This is a genomic window from Paenibacillus sp. FSL H7-0331, from assembly GCF_001956045.1.
Genome location: NZ_MRTH01000010.1, coordinates 100,056 through 117,165 on the forward strand (window position 1 = coordinate 100,056; position 17,110 = coordinate 117,165).

15 protein-coding genes are annotated in these 17,110 nt (G+C 47.0%); 3 read left to right on the forward strand and 12 right to left on the reverse strand.

What is annotated here, in order from left to right:
- Positions 1-76: 76 nt before the first annotated feature.
- The 6 genes from BK127_RS16525 to BK127_RS16550 form a co-directional block, all read right to left on the reverse strand.
- The gene (locus BK127_RS16525) at positions 77-649 is read right to left on the reverse strand and encodes a hypothetical protein (protein ID WP_076232122.1); all 573 of its coding nucleotides are present in this window, start codon (positions 647-649) and stop codon (positions 77-79) included.
- Positions 650-949: 300 nt separating this feature from the next.
- Positions 950-2,554 carry a flotillin lipid rafts scaffold protein FloT gene (locus tag BK127_RS16530; RefSeq protein ID WP_372237358.1) on the reverse strand — a complete coding sequence of 535 codons (1,605 nt, stop codon included), beginning with the start codon at positions 2,552-2,554 and terminating at the stop codon, positions 950-952.
- 34 nt (positions 2,555-2,588) lie between these two features.
- The gene (locus BK127_RS16535; RefSeq protein WP_076232124.1) at positions 2,589-3,116 is read right to left on the reverse strand and encodes an NfeD family membrane protein; all 528 of its coding nucleotides are present in this window, start codon (positions 3,114-3,116) and stop codon (positions 2,589-2,591) included.
- A gap of 194 nt (positions 3,117-3,310) precedes the next feature.
- Positions 3,311-4,564, reverse strand: coding sequence for a threonine ammonia-lyase IlvA (ilvA, locus tag BK127_RS16540; RefSeq protein WP_076232452.1), 1,254 nt, complete (start codon positions 4,562-4,564; stop codon positions 3,311-3,313).
- A gap of 138 nt (positions 4,565-4,702) precedes the next feature.
- Positions 4,703-5,083, reverse strand: a complete 381-nt coding sequence (locus BK127_RS16545; RefSeq protein ID WP_076232127.1) for a hypothetical protein — start codon at positions 5,081-5,083, stop codon at positions 4,703-4,705.
- Between the two features lie 200 nt (positions 5,084-5,283).
- Positions 5,284-7,002 carry an S-layer homology domain-containing protein gene (locus tag BK127_RS16550; RefSeq protein ID WP_076232130.1) on the reverse strand — a complete coding sequence of 573 codons (1,719 nt, stop codon included), beginning with the start codon at positions 7,000-7,002 and terminating at the stop codon, positions 5,284-5,286.
- Positions 7,003-7,244: 242 nt separating this feature from the next.
- Between BK127_RS16550 and BK127_RS16555 the strand changes: the two genes are divergently transcribed.
- Together BK127_RS16555 and rsgA are read left to right on the forward strand one after the other, a co-directional pair.
- Positions 7,245-8,864, forward strand: a complete 1,620-nt coding sequence (locus tag BK127_RS16555) for an FAD-dependent oxidoreductase (protein WP_076232133.1) — start codon at positions 7,245-7,247, stop codon at positions 8,862-8,864.
- 311 nt (positions 8,865-9,175) lie between these two features.
- On the forward strand, positions 9,176-10,237 hold the full coding sequence (rsgA, locus tag BK127_RS16560) for a ribosome small subunit-dependent GTPase A (RefSeq protein WP_076232135.1): 1,062 nt from the start codon (positions 9,176-9,178) through the stop codon (positions 10,235-10,237).
- A gap of 84 nt (positions 10,238-10,321) precedes the next feature.
- Here the strand turns inward: rsgA and BK127_RS16565 are convergent, their stop codons facing one another.
- The 3 genes from BK127_RS16565 to BK127_RS16575 all read right to left on the reverse strand — a co-directional run bounded on the left by BK127_RS16565 (position 10,322) and on the right by BK127_RS16575 (position 13,619).
- Positions 10,322-10,861, reverse strand: a complete 540-nt coding sequence (locus tag BK127_RS16565) for a hypothetical protein (RefSeq protein ID WP_076232138.1) — start codon at positions 10,859-10,861, stop codon at positions 10,322-10,324.
- 44 nt (positions 10,862-10,905) lie between these two features.
- On the reverse strand, positions 10,906-12,504 hold the full coding sequence (locus BK127_RS16570; protein ID WP_076232140.1) for a DEAD/DEAH box helicase: 1,599 nt from the start codon (positions 12,502-12,504) through the stop codon (positions 10,906-10,908).
- Between the two features lie 290 nt (positions 12,505-12,794).
- On the reverse strand, positions 12,795-13,619 hold the full coding sequence (locus BK127_RS16575) for an alpha/beta hydrolase family protein (RefSeq protein WP_076232142.1): 825 nt from the start codon (positions 13,617-13,619) through the stop codon (positions 12,795-12,797).
- Between the two features lie 205 nt (positions 13,620-13,824).
- Here BK127_RS16575 and BK127_RS16580 point away from each other — a divergent pair, with 205 nt between their 5' ends.
- The gene (locus BK127_RS16580; protein WP_076232145.1) at positions 13,825-14,091 is read left to right on the forward strand and encodes a DUF2573 family protein; all 267 of its coding nucleotides are present in this window, start codon (positions 13,825-13,827) and stop codon (positions 14,089-14,091) included.
- Between the two features lie 150 nt (positions 14,092-14,241).
- Here BK127_RS16580 and BK127_RS16585 read toward each other — a convergent pair whose 3' ends face one another.
- From BK127_RS16585 to BK127_RS16595, 3 genes are all read right to left on the reverse strand, one after another.
- A complete protein-coding gene (locus BK127_RS16585; RefSeq protein WP_076232147.1) occupies positions 14,242-15,015 on the reverse strand; it encodes an SDR family NAD(P)-dependent oxidoreductase in 774 nt (257 codons plus the stop codon).
- A 258-nt stretch (positions 15,016-15,273) separates the two neighbouring features.
- Positions 15,274-15,732, reverse strand: coding sequence for a chemotaxis protein CheX (locus tag BK127_RS16590; protein ID WP_076232454.1), 459 nt, complete (start codon positions 15,730-15,732; stop codon positions 15,274-15,276).
- A 149-nt stretch (positions 15,733-15,881) separates the two neighbouring features.
- Entirely contained in the window at positions 15,882-17,048 is a 1,167-nt protein-coding gene (locus BK127_RS16595) for a PdaC/SigV domain-containing protein (RefSeq protein ID WP_179097511.1), read from the reverse strand.
- Positions 17,049-17,110: the final 62 nt, after the last annotated feature.

Genomic DNA, 17,110 nt, shown 5'->3' on the forward strand with positions numbered 1-17,110 from the left:
TCCTGAATACTCTATCCATTTTAACTAGCCGCCTAATACCGTGTACAACATCCTATTCGATCCTTGAGCTTATCCCTCATGATGACCAATACGCCACATCAGGATTCAGAGCCGCTCCTACCTCGCCTTCCCTTACCAAATCATAATCGAGATATCCCTCATCATCCAAATAGTATACCTGCTGCTCATAAAAGGCACACAGGGTTTCCATGAACTTTTCGGGTGAAGCATGAATAACTTCCAGATCGTCATGATCAGCCAATAACAAATCACATATTTGTTCAACACCCTCAACAGACCTACGGTAGCAAATATAGTCACTCGCATAGTTCGTTAACAAAGGCAGTACGATCTCGCCTGGCTCCTTATGCCTGTTGAGCAATAATTCGGATAGCTGCTGCATTTCCTGCTCGTATTCTTCAAGATGAATAAGCCGATAGCCGGGTATAAAATCCATCAGGGTCTGGTCTTCTATCTCTCTGCGGGTGCCGGCCACTCTACCGTACAATGTCATTAGCAGTGTGGGTACCTCCGGGAGGATATCCCCAATGCTGACGGCTGCCTCTTGATGGCTTCCCAGACTCGGAATATAAGCGGGGCGCAGCCGGGATGATAAATTCAAAAATTGTTCGACTTGATCTGATAGCAACGTAGCTTCTCCTCCTTGGAAAGAGCCCTACCGATAATTGCAAGCGGGAATGACTCTTGTTCCCTCATTATATAGCTCCTGACGGTAATTTAAAACAGAACGGTCGTAAGCGAAGCTTTGCTATTCTACTCATGTGGGCAGCTCCTCTTCATCAACTGCAGGGAGCCGCGCCCGTGATTAAAACAGGCGCGTAGCTTCCGCTCCTCATGGACTCAATCGGCCAGTCGACACTTTTCCGTATAACCGCAAAAAAGCCTTCCGAGCGTCTGTGACGGCCGGAAGGCTGCTGCCTGATTTCGTTTATTTCCCCTCTGTCGGTACAACGATCTGTTCCAGAGGAATGACTTTGTGATGCTCAGCAGGAGTGGACACGATCTGTTGTTTGTCAGGTGCGCCCACGCCTCCCAACCGATTGGTCAGCCCTTTGACGAGCTCCTCCAAATCGATACCCGATACGCTTTTGAGCATATCTGGTGCTGTTGCCATCAACTCGGTTACATATTTGCTAATCTTTGTGGCGCCGCCACCGTTGCCACCGGCATCTACAATGGTCAGCTTATCGATATGAGACATCGGCTCGGCAATTTTGGCAGCCAGCTCAGGCAGCATCTTGACAATGATATCCAGAATCGCTGCTTCACCGAACTTGGCGTAGGCTTCAGCAAGCTTTTCCTTGGCTTCTGCTTCCGCAAACCCTTGAAGACGAATGACCTCCGCTTGTGCGGTACCTTTGGCCCGCTCAACATTAGCTTCGGAATTACCCTTCGCCAAGCCCGCTTCTGCGATGGCAATCCCAGAAATACGTACCTGCTCCGCGTTGGCTCTCGCTTCTGCCTCAATCTGATACTGTCTTGCATCGGCTTCACGCATACGACGGGACTTATCCGCTTCTGCTGCTTGCTCGATCGCATAACGATCCGCATCCGCTTTCTTCTTGACCTCGGAATCATATTGCTTCTCGCGGCGCAATATTTCCTTGGTTTCCAGATCGATTTCCCGTTCTTTGCGAACAAGCTCAACCTTCATTTGCTCTTCTACGATAATTTGCTTCGACTTGGCTTCCTGTATGCCATAAGCCTGATCGGCCTCGGCCTTCGCTACATCCTGCTCCTTCTTAAATGAAGCAATCTTCAGCTGCTTATCCTTCTCGGATTCAGCAATGTTCGTGTCGCGCGCAAGCTCGGCCTTCTGGCTCTGCTCCTCGGCATTTGCCTTTTGAATTCGCGCATCCCGGGACGCTTGGGCCTGGGCAATATCCGCATCACGCTTCACAGCAGCAATCCGCGGTTTACCCAATGCGTCCAGATATCCGTTATTGTCGCGCAAATCCTTGATCGTAAAGGAAACGATTTGCAAGCCCATTTTACGAAGATCGATGGCCGAAACCTCCTGAACCTTTTGAGCAAATATATCACGATTTTTATAAATATCCTCAACCGTCATACTGCCGAGAATCGCCCGAAGGTGGCCCTCCAGCACCTCTTGCGCTTCACCACGCAGCTCCTCATCACTTTTGCCGAGAAATTGCTCGGTAGCAGTAGCAACATCCTCGATCGATCCACCAACCTTGATAATTGCAACACCGTTAGCGAGTACAGGTACCCCCTGCTCCGTATATACCTCAGGAGTCGCAATATCCAGTTTGTGGGACAAAAGCGAAATAAACTGTGCCTGCTGGAATACGGGGAGGATGAATGCGCCGCCACCACGAATGATTTTTAATTTACGGTCTGTTTCATCATTCATTACATTTTTGGAGCCTAAAAAAGAACCGGTGATGATCATCGCTTTATCTGGACTGACCGTTTTATACCGTGACCAAAAGGCCAATCCGAGTATAACCAGAACAGCAATCAATAATACAGGAATCGTTAAGTATTCATAGTTAGTAGTCAATTGCGTCAAAGAAATCCCACCTTTTACGTTTTTTTAGTAGGGTTTAAATATTAAGCTCACTTACCGCAAAATCGCGGCCTCTTAACTCAACGATCACTACTTTCTGGCCCTGCATAATTTGCAAGCCCTCAAAGCTGACAGCCGGATAATTAGATATGCCGGAGTTCGTATGAATAATGATTTCTCCATAGCCCAGCGTCGGAATCGTAACCGAAACCTCGGCTGCCTTGCCGACCAAATCACCGACCGAATGTCCGATAGAGTGCTCGGCCTTGCTCATATTGCGCACGAAAAAAATGTAAATTGCAGCCGACAGCACAAGTGCAATAAGCACCGCCAAAATAGCTATAAGTGTGACATCAAGCAGCGTGTATTTGTGAAAAATAATACCTGCCGCGCCAAATGTAGTGATGCCTCCAACGATCACAATGGGCTGCATAAAGTCAAAATGATCCAGATGCAGCGCAGCCGCAGCGCTATCCAGCCAGTGACCAATCACTTCTCCAATCACAAGCGTTATCACGGCAAAGGCAATACCAAATAGTAAGCAATTCCAATAAACAATTAACATGGCGACATCCTCTCCTATCAGTATTAGTCAGGAATGATTCTGTGCTTATCTTCTAGTATACATGAAAACTACCCTCCATGTCAGGTTTAAATCGTTATAGATCGCGGATTCTCAAATTCAAGGGCGGTCAGCATAAAGAAAAGCCCTCCAAAGTGTTACTCTGGAAGGCTTGCAAGCATACCTGTATATCAACCTCAAATCAGCAAATTAAACAAGGTAGGATTTTTATTAATCTCCACATATTTAATGCCTCTACTCTCCATACGATCAATGAGGGGTTCATAATCCTCTTTATTTTTCAGCTCAATGCCTACTAGCGCCGGGCCGTTTTCCTTACTTGTTTTCTTCGTATATTCGAATCGTGTAATATCGTCGTTCGGTCCCAATACCTCATCAAGGAATTCGCGCAAGGCTCCTGCCCGCTGTGGAAACTGAACGGTAAAATAATGCTTCAGCCCCTCATAAATCAATGATCTTTCCTTAATTTCCTGCATCCTGTCGATATCATTATTGCCGCCACTAATGATACAAACGACATTTTTCCCGGCAATCTGCTCGCGGTAAAACTCAAGTGCTGTGATCGTCAGCGCACCTGCTGGCTCGGCGACAATCGCATTCTCATTATACAGCTCCAGAATCGTCGTACACACTTTGCCTTCAGGTACGACCAGAACATCGTCTACAACTCTTTGGCATACCTCGTAAGTTAACTCCCCTACCCGCTTGACCGCCGTACCATCAACGAACTTGTCTATCTCATTTAAGGTGATAATTTGACCCTCATCGATAGATTGACGCATAGAGGGTGCACCTGCAGCTTCAACACCAATCACCTGAGTGGATGGACTAATAGCCTTAATGTAGGTACCCACGCCTGCAGCCAAACCGCCGCCGCCAATACCGGCGAATACATAATCCACCGGGTCTTTCATATCATTCATCAGCTCAAGACCTACGGTTCCTTGGCCAGCCATTACCTTAAGATGATCAAAAGGATGGACGAACTGCATCCCCTCCCGCTCACTGTACAGCAGCGCTTCCCTTAAGGAATCGTCGAAGGTGTCTCCAATCAGGATCACTTCCACATAGGAAGCTCCGAACAGCTTGACCTGGGATATTTTTTGACGTGGTGTTGTGGTTGGCATAAAGATTTTGCCTTGCACCTCAAGCGCTTTGCAGGAATAAGCCAAGCCTTGTGCGTGATTGCCGGCACTGGCGCATACTACGCCCTTACGCAGCTTTTCTTCAGGCAGACTACGCATTAAATTATAGGCACCACGAATTTTGAAGGAACGGACAACTTGCAAATCCTCACGCTTCAGGAACACATTACAATTATATTTATCAGATAGAATGGAGTTTCTTTGCAGAGGTGTATGAGACACCACATCCTTCAGCAAATGACTCGCCATGATGATATCTTCCAGCTTGATTGTCTGATTGTCCATATTAACCTCCACCGAATGTACATTTTTATAATTATACACCCCGAGGACAGGTTGTCCATAGTTTTCTTTTTGCAGCTGCTTCACACGCAAAAAAAACCACTGCCATGAAGATTTCTCAGCAGTGGTTCCGTCACATGACTATATTTTTCTAGCCTCTACAAAGCTGTAATCCGGGTAGTCAAGCGCTGCCTTATGCTGCGCATGCTCCACATCAAATGCTTTAACCTTAGCCTGAAAACCTTTACCCGATGCGTCCTGAAGGCTGAGCTCATACGAATCCAGCATTTTATGGGCGTAGTTGAGATCAAACACATCCATATTAAAAAACAGCTTGCTGTTCTCGATAATCCGGTTCAACTCGGCAAGCTGACCTTTATAAAAGCTGACCTCGTGCGTATCCTCATGCTGAGATTTAAGTAATTCTACCGCATCGACACGGTCGCGAATATCCATCAAAAATTCAACTATCTTCTCCTCCGACAAAGCAGTCAGTGGTTTTTCTTCATGTCGTATCACCATTGGGTTCCCCTCCACGTATTCGTCATTTGCTTATGTGTTTTTACCCGATTCCGCCCCCTATGAAACTCATCCATTCCCATACAATAATAGAACAGCCCTTCCATCCGGCACTAAGGGCCTGAATGAAAGAGCTGTTCCTGGGTAATCAACCTTTTTCTTCTCTCTTGTGTCAATCTCTCTATAGATCTCTAAGGATCCTATTATCGAATCACGATCGTATGAACGACCTGGTTTTTGCCTCTGAGTTCAATCGCACGATTAGTGGTCAGCAAGGACATATCACCCTGGATCGACAGGTTGCTTGCTGCATTATAGACGGCAGTTTGCACTGAACCACTGCTCAATGTCTGATTGATTGAAATTGTCGCAATTTGTCCGCTTGTGTTCAGCGTGTAAGTATTCAATGAACCTACCACTGTAAAGTCAGTCTGCTGATCCTGTGTCGGAGTCACTACTTGAACGAAGATCACCTTGCCACCATAGGTTCTTACCAGCACCGAATCACCGACTCTTAGCTCGGAAGCTGCAACGGACACGCCGTTACGGATAATAGACACATTGGCATCAAGCTGAGCGCTGTAGGTCTGACCATCCTTGGTCAGCGTCAAGGTATTATTGCTCACTGTTGTGTTAATCGAAGCTGTGAAAGTAGTGTTATCGGGCAGCTGATTGCCGTTCACCGGTGTTGTCACGGATACCAGAATAACTTTTCCTCCGGACGTACTCACTGATACTACATCGCCTGCTCTTAGCTCGGAAGCTGCAACGGACACGCCGTTACGGATAATAGACACATTAGCATCAAGCTGAGCGCTGTAGGTCTGACCATCCTTGGTCAGAGTCAAAGTATTATTGCTCACTGTTGTGTTAACCGAAGCTGTGAAAGTAGTGTTATCGGGCAGCTGATTGCCATTCCCCAACGTCTTTACTTCTACGAAAATCGCTTTGCCGCCATAAGTACGAACTACCACATCGTCGCCTATTCTCAGCTCGCTTGCAGCAACTCTAGCTCCGTTGCGGTAAATAAAAGCTCCTGCATCCAATTCCACACTGTAAGGTTGACCGTTAACGTTCAAAGTCAGCACATTGTTGCTTACTGCAGCATTCACCGTACCGCGAACCGAGGTGTTATCAGGCAATTGACTGCCTGTGCGGTCCAGCAGCGCCGCCAATTCGGCACGTGTCACCGGATTGTTCGGACGGAAGGTATTATCCTCGTAGCCGTCAACCAGTTTTTTCTCAATTGCCAAGGCTACATAACCGACAGAACCGGCCGGGATTTTATTGGCATCCTTGAAAGTAAGCTTCGTATTCATTTTGGTTTTTGCTTCATTTTGCAGCTTCAGTGCTTTTATCAATAAAGTTGTCGCCCACAAGCGATCCGCTTCCTTTTCCGGCTGTACAGCGTTTTCCGACTCCTCGAACAAATCGTTTTGCAGCGCTACGGATACATAACCGGTTGCCCAAGCATATTTGGATTTGATTTTATCCGCATCACTGAAATTCAGGTTCGCCTGCATCGCCTCTGCCGATTCCGCTTGATCCCGCAATCCCATCAAACGAACTGCAGCTGTAATCGCTTCAATACGAGTAATGGTTTTACGTGGCTGGAAGGTACCATCCTCATAACCCTCGAACACTCGCTTGGATGCAAGACTTGCTATATAACGCATGGCCCACTCGACATCGGAGCCTTTGACATCATCAAACGTCAGCTTGATTTCAAGCTTGTTATTTTTATCATTGTAATTTGTCTTTACAGCTTGAACGGTTTGAGCCTTATCGCGCCCTTTATCTCGGTCATTGTCTTTATCGTTGCCCTTACCTTTGTTATTATCGGCAAAAGCCGCTGTAGAACCGCCTACTACCATAGCCAGTGTCAGACCTGTCACTAATACCTTCTTAAATAAATGATTCATCATCATTCTCCTCATCCTCATAACATAAATTTTGTTGTTGTTGGTTAATTAAAATGAATCCGAACCTTCGCGAAGAGTTCTTTGGAATTACTAAAAGTTTCGCCGCTGCTCAAACGTTTATGGGGGTCATTTTGATCAATCGGGATATAAATGGTAAACTTAGGACGACAATGCCTTCAGGGCGATGATTCCGACTATGGATAGATCACGAAGAGGTATGAGTTGAGGGAGGATTTAAAAGCATGAAATGGAATGCAAAAAAGCTTTCTGTCGCGCTGGCCTTATTTGCGTTGGTCGCTGTGGGTGTTTTTTATTCATGGATGACTTTTACCAAAGAGGACAAGACCCGTATCGAGTCGGCTGCCGACATTAGCAAAACACCACCGGCTGCCAAGCCGCAAACGGCTGCACCAACGCCACCACCGGAGCCGCCTATTCCAACAGAGCAGGTCGATATCGCAATATTCGGTAGTGAACTGGAAGGCCTCTATCTGGCACGAGCCGCAGCCGATGAAGGTCTTAAAGTGAAAGTACTGGATCCGAGAGAAGGATTTGGCGGACAGGTGCTGCAAGGTGAAATGCTGTTTCTCGATGAGACCCGGGATGACAAGTACAACCTGATGGTGCAAGGACGTGCCAAGGAGCTGTTCGATGGCTTCCGCAATGGCAAAATCCGCAAGCTTACAGAGTTTACGCAATACTTTGACAAGCTCAAAAAAGACATCCCGATAGAATCAGGCATCAAGATCGTCGATATTAAACAAACAGCAGGACAATTCGGACCAAATGCCGTTGAATCTGTAACGTATGCAGGCAAAGACGGTGCCAAGAAGAACATCAAGGCAGCCTATTGGGTGGATAACAGCGATTTTGCCGCACTGTTAAGTCAGTTAAAAGTAAACCGGATGCCCGGTTTGGAGCAATTTTATGGAGAGACCAAAATCGAATATATGAGTTCCGGATTTATGCTTAAATTCAAAAATGTCGATTGGGCCAAATTCAGCTCCAGCTTTAACAATATGACAGCACAGGAGCGCAAAACCAAATATGGCGGTGGTTCGGTCAGTGAAAGCTATGCGATCGGTCTTAGCGGAATGACAAGTGCGTATAAACCGAGTAATGAAAGAGTGTTTTTACGCGGATTGAATGCCGTGAACCAGCGGGATGGCGAAGTGTTAATCAATGCTTTTCTGATATACACCGTTGATCCTTCCGACGAGAAATCGGTAGCCGAAGCGATGGAGCTTGGAAAAAATGAGCTGCCGCTGATTCTCAACCATTTCCGCAAAAACATAATTGGCTGGGAAAAGGCCGAGCTGAACGGCTCCCCCAACTACTTGTATATTCGCGAATATAATCATTATGAAACGGATTATGTACTAAAACCATCCGATATGCTTGGGGCGAATATGTTCTGGGACAACGTCAGCATCGCCGGTTATCCACTTGATCTCCAAGGTATCAGCACCAGCAAATGGGGCATTGAAATGGGAAGACCGGACAAGTACGGAATGCCCCTACGCAGCTTTTTGCTGAAGGATTATGATAATGTGCTTGTGGCTGGTAAAAATGTCGGTTCGTCCGCAATTGCGTACGGCAGCGCACGCATCCAGCCGAATACGAGCCTTGCCGCTGAAACCATCGGTATTCTGCTCGGTCAAATCCAGGGTAAGAAAAAGCTGCGGGAGCTGAAGGAATCCGATATGCCTGCGCTTCACAGCTACCTAGAAACCAAATACAAGATCAAGCTGACAGGCGTTGTAGGCAATAACAAAATCAAAGGCTGGACGGCTGATGAAATCGCCAAGCTAGATATAGGTAAAATCGTATACCCTGCTTATGTGAATACACGAAAGAAATAAGCCGTCCCCTACACCACATTAGATCGTAAATAAGGAAGCCCCCAAAATGCTCCTAGCAGGACATGATGGGGGCTGCTTTTTTTATATAATCATTTTTACCCTATTGAAAATACGCGCTATTGTCTATACTGAACATAGATCTGATAACTGGGAGTGAAGTATATGAAGAGAATTGTAACTCATAACGCTAGAATGACCGAAATGCAGGACAATTGGAACCAAATTAACAGGGATTGGACCCGGTAAAAACATACATGTGTAATCGGATTGTCCTCCCTGCATAATCGAAGCGAATAAGGGAGCAGATATTCATGAAAACACCACTGGAAACTTACGGCTTTCAGCCATTTTTTGCAGAACAGGCCTTACAACATACTGGTTATGAGGTTGGACGTGTCATTTTGGAGCATAAGCATTTGTACCGGATCATGGGCGAGAACGGGGAATGGTTAGGTGAACTCTCTGGCAAAAGCCGCTATGAAGCAACTCGGCGAGAGGATTATCCGGCAGTTGGCGATTGGGTCTGGATGACCCCCTTGCCAGGCGAGCAGCGCGTGATTATTCATGACATCATGAAGCGAAAAAGCAAATTTTCACGCAGAGCTGCCGGTTCAACCGTCGAGGAGCAGATCGTAGCCACCAATATAGACCGTGTGTTTCTGGTTATGGCCTTAAACCTCGATTTTAATGTAAGACGGCTGGAACGCTACCTGCTGCTTGCCTATGAAAGCGGAGCCGCACCAGAAATCGTACTGACCAAAAAGGATTTATGCGACGATATAGCAGCCAGATATGTGGAGGTAGAGGCTATTGCCCCAGGTGTACCCATCTATACCGTCAACAGTCTGGAAGATGATGGGATCGAATCGATTCTCAGCACGTTGAAGCCCGGAGAAACAATTGCGCTGCTTGGCTCCTCCGGGGCAGGTAAATCAACGCTGCTCAACAGCCTGTATGGTGAACAGAAGCAAAAAACGGGTGCCGCACGCGATGGAGATGACCGCGGCAAGCATACGACCACACACCGTGAGCTGATCGTGCTGCCTTGCGGCTCGCTCATGATCGATACGCCGGGAATGCGCGAGCTTCAGCTCTGGGACAGCAGCGAATCGATGCACACCGCTTTTCAGGATATTGACGAGCTGGCAGCAAGCTGTCGCTTTGGCGACTGCGGGCATCACGGGGAGCCTGGCTGTGCCATTCAGCAGGCTCTCGAAGCAGGGACACTGGACGATGCTCGCTGGAATAGCTTTTTGAAGCTGCAAAAAGAGCTGGCCTATACAGAGCGTAAAGCCGACGCAGGCGCCGCACGTGCGGAAAAGGAACGTTGGAAAAAGATTCACAAGCAGCTGCGCGGCAGCGGTAATCGCTAGAATAGTAAACCAAGAGCCTCAACCCGTTGTCATGATGGGCTGAGGCTCTTCGTCTTTAATAATTATTTTTATTTCTACATGATCCTATCGTCTCCGAAGCGCGAGCCTTACCACATTGTCCTGGAACGTCACAGCGCGTATGCCTGCAGGCTTGGGCAGGTAGTCATTCAACGGAATTTGCAGCGGCTGCAATTGAAACCAATCCATCGGTACAGATAATTGCTTGATTTGGGTTCCTGTATGGGTAGCTGTCAGAAAAGGATCCTCCCATTTGACTGTAAAAAACAGCTGGGCTCCAATCGGCCACTTATCTTTGTACATCAAGGTTACATCAGCTGTCCACTGGTTTCCCTTCAGATTGAATTGTGCCCCTGACAGCTTCCAATCCTCATTCAGCTGCGCACGTGAGGAAAGCGTCTTTTTCAGCAAATCATTCACTTCGCTTTCGGTCAACACAACCTCAAGCCTTCGGTTTGCCAACATATCCGTTAACTTATCACGAACCGAAATTTCCGAATAATTCAGGTCCAGCAATCGATCCGGCTGCGCATACGCATAGGAAACACCCAACAGCAGGATACAAAGGATAAGCAGCATTCCCACAAAACGCAATAGCTTCCCCATTTCCGTAGTTCCTCCTGACTATCGATAAACAAGTTGCAAATAATTTATGTCGGCTTGTTTTGCTTTTCTTTCAACCAGCGCGGAGCCCCTTTATTTTTACGTTCCCGCTTAAGCTCACGCTCGGTTTTTTGCTGCACTGGCTTGGTGCCTTTTTTGGCTTCAGGCTTGGTTGCGGCTGCAGCATTCGAGGCACCTGACTTGCGAATATCCGACGCAATCCCAAGCTTGGTCTCGGTTCTGCTCTCAGATCTGGATGGACCTGGACTCACAGGCTTATTTGCAGGTGAGCTTACCGGCTTGCCTGATGCAGACCTGCTCGGTGCTTTACCCGCTGCCGATGAGGCTTTGGCAGGGTTTGGCTTACCCAATGCTGCGCTGCGGGCAGGCGCCAAATTAGGAGAACTGGTAGATATGGCTTCAGCCGCAGTTGAACCGAGCTCCTTCTTGTTTGCCTGACTCACGTGTGTTTCCTTGCCTTTGGAAGGGCCTGTTGATCTGGCTGCTCCACGTGATCCGGATTGATAAATCTTGCCGTAAGCCATTTCTTGTTCTTCTATCTTGCAGCCCAGCTTTTTGGCAAATTTATCGATAATAAACCGTTGTTTGTTCGTTAGGATGGATATTGCCGTACCCTTTTTCCCCATCCGTCCAGTCCGTCCAACCCGATGTACATAATGGTCCGCATCAATCGGCAGCTCAAAGTTGATGACATGTGTCACATGAGGAATATCCAAGCCGCGCGCCGCGATATCCGTTGCCAGCAGCAATTGGAATTTGCCTGCCCGAAATGCCTGCATCACCTTTGCCCGCTCCTGCTTGCCTGCGTCGCCATACAACGCCTCGATGGATAATCCGGCAAATTTCAGCTTTTCCACAATTTCAGCGACATTATCGATTTCATTAATGAACACAATCGCCGCAGGCATATTGTACAAACGAACGATACGACGAAGCGTATCAATCTTGTCACGGTCCTCGCAGACGAAATACAAATGCTTAAGTGTTTCCGAGGTCCGCTGCTCAGGCGAGATTTGCACATAAACCGGGTCCTGCATCCAGCGGCTGATGACAGCCTGGATAGGCTCAGGCATCGTAGCCGAGAAAAATAGCATTTGTCTGTTGCGCTGCGTACCTTTAAAGATGACTTCTACCTCTCGCATGGAGCCCAGATCAAATACTTGATCGACCTCATCGACGACAACCGTCTTCACATGGTGAACGCTCAGCTTGCGCAGCTTTAACAGCTCCATCACTCTGCCCGGTGTGCCGACAATCAGCTGCGGCCGAAGCTTTAGCTTGTCGATTTGCCGGGTTAAGGCAGCACCGCCAATTAGTCCCTGAACACGGATACCCGCTTCATCGGCTAGCAGTTGCAGGGTTTCCAGTATTTGAAAGCCAAGCTCGCGAGTAGGCACAATCACGATACCTTGAACCTCTCTTGAGTTCTTGTCAACCTGCTGTAATAATGGCAGCACGTAGGCCAGGGTTTTACCAGAGCCCGTTTGGGATTGCGCCACCACATCCTTGCCGGATAAAATAACCGGGATCGACTCCGCCTGAATCGGCGATGGGACCACAATATCTTTTTCCCGCAGTTTATTTATATAAACCTCATCAATTTGCAAACTTGAAAAACTGTTCATCTAATTCCTCCTAAGGGTTTTGCCTTGGCAAAACCTTCTTCGTAAGCATCTACAAGAAGTCCGGTGAATAAGTCCCGCTGCGTGGGCAAATATCATTCCGATCGCTGTTGTTTCCGTATTTTTTGATTTTATAAGACATTTAGCTGTAAAAGTACGGAAACAAAGGCGAACGCTACGCTTCTCCAGGATCATTTGCCCACTCCGCTCATGATTCACCGGACTTCTGGGTTTTGCCTTACCTTTAACCAAACAAGCCTATAAAAGCATCATACCAATGGAAGTGGGTAACATCAATAGGAGATCTCCATCTGCTGAAGCTTCTGTGACAACCACTCGAATACCGCGTCCAATGCCTTGTCATCCTGTTCCCTTGGAAAACGATGGCCGAAGCCCTCATGCAGCTCCATAGCAAACTCCTTGCCTGATCGCTTCAAGCCTTCGGCAAGCTTCCACGCGTGTCTCACTGGAACCAAAGCATCTGAAGTACCATGAACGATCATAATCGGTACCTTCAAAGCATCCACCCAATATACGGGAGATCGACTTTGATAGGCATCTATTTGCTTGCGGGGATGACCCACAACTCGCTTGAGCATACGCCTCAGATCGACACGCTCTTCATAGGTATCGAATAAATCGCTAACACCACCCCATACGACAACAGGTCCTACACCCTGACACGCTTTGGCTGCTGACAGAGCCATGATCGATCCACGGGAGAAGCCGATTAACGGGACAAGCCCTGGCTTCACCTCAGGGAGAGATTTGATCATTGTAATCGCATGAATGACATCCAGCCGGTCTTCCCCGCCAAACTCATCTCGTCCCTCGCCACCTTCATTCCCCCGGTAAAAAGGAGCAAACACCACATATCCCCGTTCCGCCATAGTCATCACCCGACGTTTGCGGGGCATACCTACTTTGCGAATACCGCCGCGGCAGAAGATCAATGCTGGACAAGGTCCTTTCGAGTCCGGCACTGCCAGATATCCTTTGACCCTCAGGCCTTCACTCGAATAGGTTAATACATAGAGGCGTACATCCTGTCTATGACTTTGCAATAGATCTCGTTGTAATAACGTACCTGAAGGTATTCCGGTTTCACCGATGTTCATCAATAGGATTCTTTCCTTTCCTAAGAAGTCCAATGAATAAGCCCCGCTTCGTGCCAAATATCTTTGGAACGCTAACACTTCTCCATGATCATATGGCCACTTCACTCATTACCCATCGGACTTCGGGATCTCCTGCTTTACAGAACTCACACAAATACGCTAGACTAGCGTTACCTTATTAATATGAAGACAAGGAGGCTTTTCTATGAATACAGAGTTTGAAAGTGAATTCAACGCTTTGGTCGAAACCTTTGCAGAAATGGTGACAGGCAGCAGATCGCCGGAAATGGTGGAAAAAATCAAAGTTTGGTCCATATATAATCATATTCACAAAACGATGCCCGCCTTGGCCAGCCATTGGAATCAGGATCATCCAGAAAGTAGAGCTGTCATTCGGGGTCTCTTCGAGGAAGTACGCGCCATGCATCTTGAGCTGAAAGAAAAGAACAAAAGCACGAATCCTGAAGAGTAGTACGATCTGCAGGAAAGCACAATTTAATTACACACAGATGTAAGCATCCATACCCTGACACCAAGCAAGCGCCTTGAACCACTACCATATGGTCCAAGGCGCTCGCTTGCATTTTTGCATATCATAAGGGTCTGTACAGTTAAAATGCGTTTATTTCTTATTCATCATGTTGTAGGTGAACCTTTCAAAGGTCCGCGGAAACAGCTGGAACAGCTTGGCACCAAATCCTGCCACAAAAGGCATATTTACCTCTGGAGTCCCCTTCTCGATCGCACGCATGATTTTGCCGACAACCTGCTCCGGTTTGAGCATAAACCATTTGATGTTCGTTACGTAATGGCCAGAAGGATCAGCCTTGTCAAAAAAAGGCGTGTCAATCGGTCCCGGATTAATCGCAGTCATCTTGATCCCTGTACCAACCAACTCCTGTCGGAGACTGTTAGTAAATCCAAGCACCGCATGCTTTGTTGCCGAATACCCTGAGGATTTGGCTGATCCGACTTTGCCTGCCATTGAAGCAATATTAATAATATGACCTTTACCTGCCTTCATCATGGCAGGCAGCACGGCTTTGGTACAGCGAACGGTTCCCAGATAATTCACATCCATCATGTCGGCCATGTCCTCGATGGAACAATCCAGCAGCTTCTCAAATAGGCCATAACCTGCATTATTGATCAGAACATCAATACGTCCGTAATGCTCAATAACCTGCTCCATCGTAGAGACCACTTGTGCGGTAGAAGTAACGTCCAGCTCATATATACGATGCTCACCTTGCAGCTTGGCAGCAACTTTCTCCAGCTTATCAACCGAGCGTGCCATCAGCACTGGAATAGCACCACGCTTCGACAGCTCCTCCGCCATGAGGGCTCCGATTCCACTGGAAGCTCCCGTGACGACAACGATTTTACCGCTAAACATTTGAGACACCCCCACAAGAATAGACGGCACCGCCGAATTTGGAAGAACGGTAACGTTTGTCTAGCCATACCCCGAAAGCAGCAGCTTTATACTTTACATTCGCGGATAAACGGCTACGCCGTCCTTCATGGACGAGTTCGTTTACCCAGAAATATATGCATGTTATAGAGTGAAACATATAAATTCATATATTTTCAAAAAAAAAGCGGTAGCTGTCCGTCAAGCCGGAAGCTACCACTTCTCTGTACCCGATTAGAATCAAACGATCAAAACCTGTATATCCAACTCACCAATTCCATCCATAATTAAAGGAATCGTCAATGCTTTCTTGGGAATAAATCCAGCAGCATTGGCGGAATGAAGCAATTTCGGAGGCGTTATATCCACGCGCACTCCCTGATTATACAACATGGTGCTGGCATTACCACTGATCATGTTACCAAGCTCTGATATGGCACTTTTGCTCATTTCGTCCATCTCGGTGACCACATAGCCACCCATCATTGCGGAAACCATCTTCAACGCAACCTCTTCATGCAGACCGAATACGACATCTCCCTGCATTTCTCCTGTCATGCCAATCTGTATCCAGATAAAGTTCTCTACGAATTTGACATCCTTTATTCCCAGTTGTCCGGTAGAAGGACGAATATTGGCGACTTGCTCTATGACAATTCTAGCAGATTCCAAAAATGGATTGATGTATTCCGCCTTCATAAAATGATCTGGCTCCTTTGCGACAATATCACGAGTCATACATAGGTCTAATTTCTCCCTCATTATACCTACTTCTGTCGCAAAAGTATATAACTTTTGTCTTGAAATGCTGGAATATCAATGATTATGCAGGTTCCTGGCAGAAAGGATTAGCGAAATGCCGCATAGGGTATTTCAAATTCAGTCATTCCGAAAGCGTACGCCGTATATTCATATGGGTTAAAATAGATCACAACGCCATTGTGTTTCAGAAAGTATGGACGATCGGGCTCTATCGTCTTGAACGGCTCTAATAGACTTAATCCTGTGTTCGTATACTGTCTAATAATTTCATTATTAATAATCGACACATAATTGGCATTGCCACCTGCTACCTCTTGGAGTGTTAGCAGGTTACCCGTAGTGAGATCAAATGTATAAGGTACACGTTCAGTCATCCCATGCGCTCCACCCAAATAAATATAATAATCGATATAGAGGCTTAACCGCTTTTGTTCATTATAGGTGATCTTATATATACCATCGAGGCTTACAGGAGGAATCTTGAATTTCGGATTATCTGCTTCCGCCTTTTTATTGTCGGCTGCTGCTTTGTCCATCAATACCTTGCTCGCCGAGACGTGAGACTCGACCTCCTGCTTCAGAAAAGTATTCAACTTTTGCTGAATACCGTCATCAGCCAAGCCACTGATTTGCGGATAGCTGACCTTCAGTGATAGTTCTTTACTGGATTCAGCGATTTGCACCGTATGGTAAGTAAGCGGATTTTCCTGGATAGATTCAATACCTACCATACCCAACGCTGCATCGTAGGATATCCCATAACCGACACTTTCGAGCAAAAATCGAAGCGGCACATAAGTCGTATCCTCCTGTACAATAGGCGGCAAGCCGTAAATAAGCTGGTCATTCAGCAAATAGGCACTATTATACTCCTTTAACTCGAACTTTAACGTCCGCCCTCGCCCGTTCACGGTGACAGTTTGATTACCTGCGTCGTAGCCTGTTTCCAATCCCAGCTCATCGTTCAGGGAACGTAAACCGATGTAAGTGTCACCCTTAACATTCGCGGTTGGAACCATCTTGCGCACCCCATCAATAAGTAAGGGATGGGAAGCAACCGTTATTCGGTCTCCTCCCAGTATGGCTGCGTACGCTTCGGACGGGCCTTGCAGAGTCAGACTAGTACCGCCGCCTACAGCAACTGCCAGCATAAGCGCGAGTAGACCTTTTCTACTGCGTCTTTCCGATTTCTTCTTTGATTTTTCCTTGTGTTCGCTTGGTATAGATTGTATTCTCTCATATTTGTCGTTCATTCTGGTTAACATCCTCTCCGTTTATGACAGGTTATGCTGCGTTTTATAGCAATTTAGCTTCC

Coding starts and splice junctions, on each gene's coding strand:
- BK127_RS16535 (WP_076232124.1), bottom strand. CDS start 3,116: ATGTTAATTGTTTATTGGAATTGCTTACTATTTGGTATTGCCTTTGCC.
- BK127_RS16570 (WP_076232140.1), bottom strand. CDS start 12,504: ATGAACAGTTTTTCAAGTTTGCAAATTGATGAGGTTTATATAAATAAA.
- BK127_RS16565 (WP_076232138.1), bottom strand. CDS start 10,861: ATGGGGAAGCTATTGCGTTTTGTGGGAATGCTGCTTATCCTTTGTATC.
- BK127_RS16575 (WP_076232142.1), bottom strand. CDS start 13,619: ATGAACATCGGTGAAACCGGAATACCTTCAGGTACGTTATTACAACGA.
- BK127_RS16550 (WP_076232130.1), bottom strand. CDS start 7,002: ATGAATCATTTATTTAAGAAGGTATTAGTGACAGGTCTGACACTGGCT.
- ilvA (WP_076232452.1), bottom strand. CDS start 4,564: ATGGACAATCAGACAATCAAGCTGGAAGATATCATCATGGCGAGTCAT.
- BK127_RS16595 (WP_179097511.1), bottom strand. CDS start 17,048: ATGAACGACAAATATGAGAGAATACAATCTATACCAAGCGAACACAAG.
- rsgA (WP_076232135.1), top strand. CDS start 9,176: ATGAAAACACCACTGGAAACTTACGGCTTTCAGCCATTTTTTGCAGAA.
- BK127_RS16545 (WP_076232127.1), bottom strand. CDS start 5,083: ATGGTGATACGACATGAAGAAAAACCACTGACTGCTTTGTCGGAGGAG.
- BK127_RS16585 (WP_076232147.1), bottom strand. CDS start 15,015: ATGTTTAGCGGTAAAATCGTTGTCGTCACGGGAGCTTCCAGTGGAATC.
- BK127_RS16555 (WP_076232133.1), top strand. CDS start 7,245: ATGAAATGGAATGCAAAAAAGCTTTCTGTCGCGCTGGCCTTATTTGCG.
- BK127_RS16590 (WP_076232454.1), bottom strand. CDS start 15,732: ATGAAGGCGGAATACATCAATCCATTTTTGGAATCTGCTAGAATTGTC.
- BK127_RS16580 (WP_076232145.1), top strand. CDS start 13,825: ATGAATACAGAGTTTGAAAGTGAATTCAACGCTTTGGTCGAAACCTTT.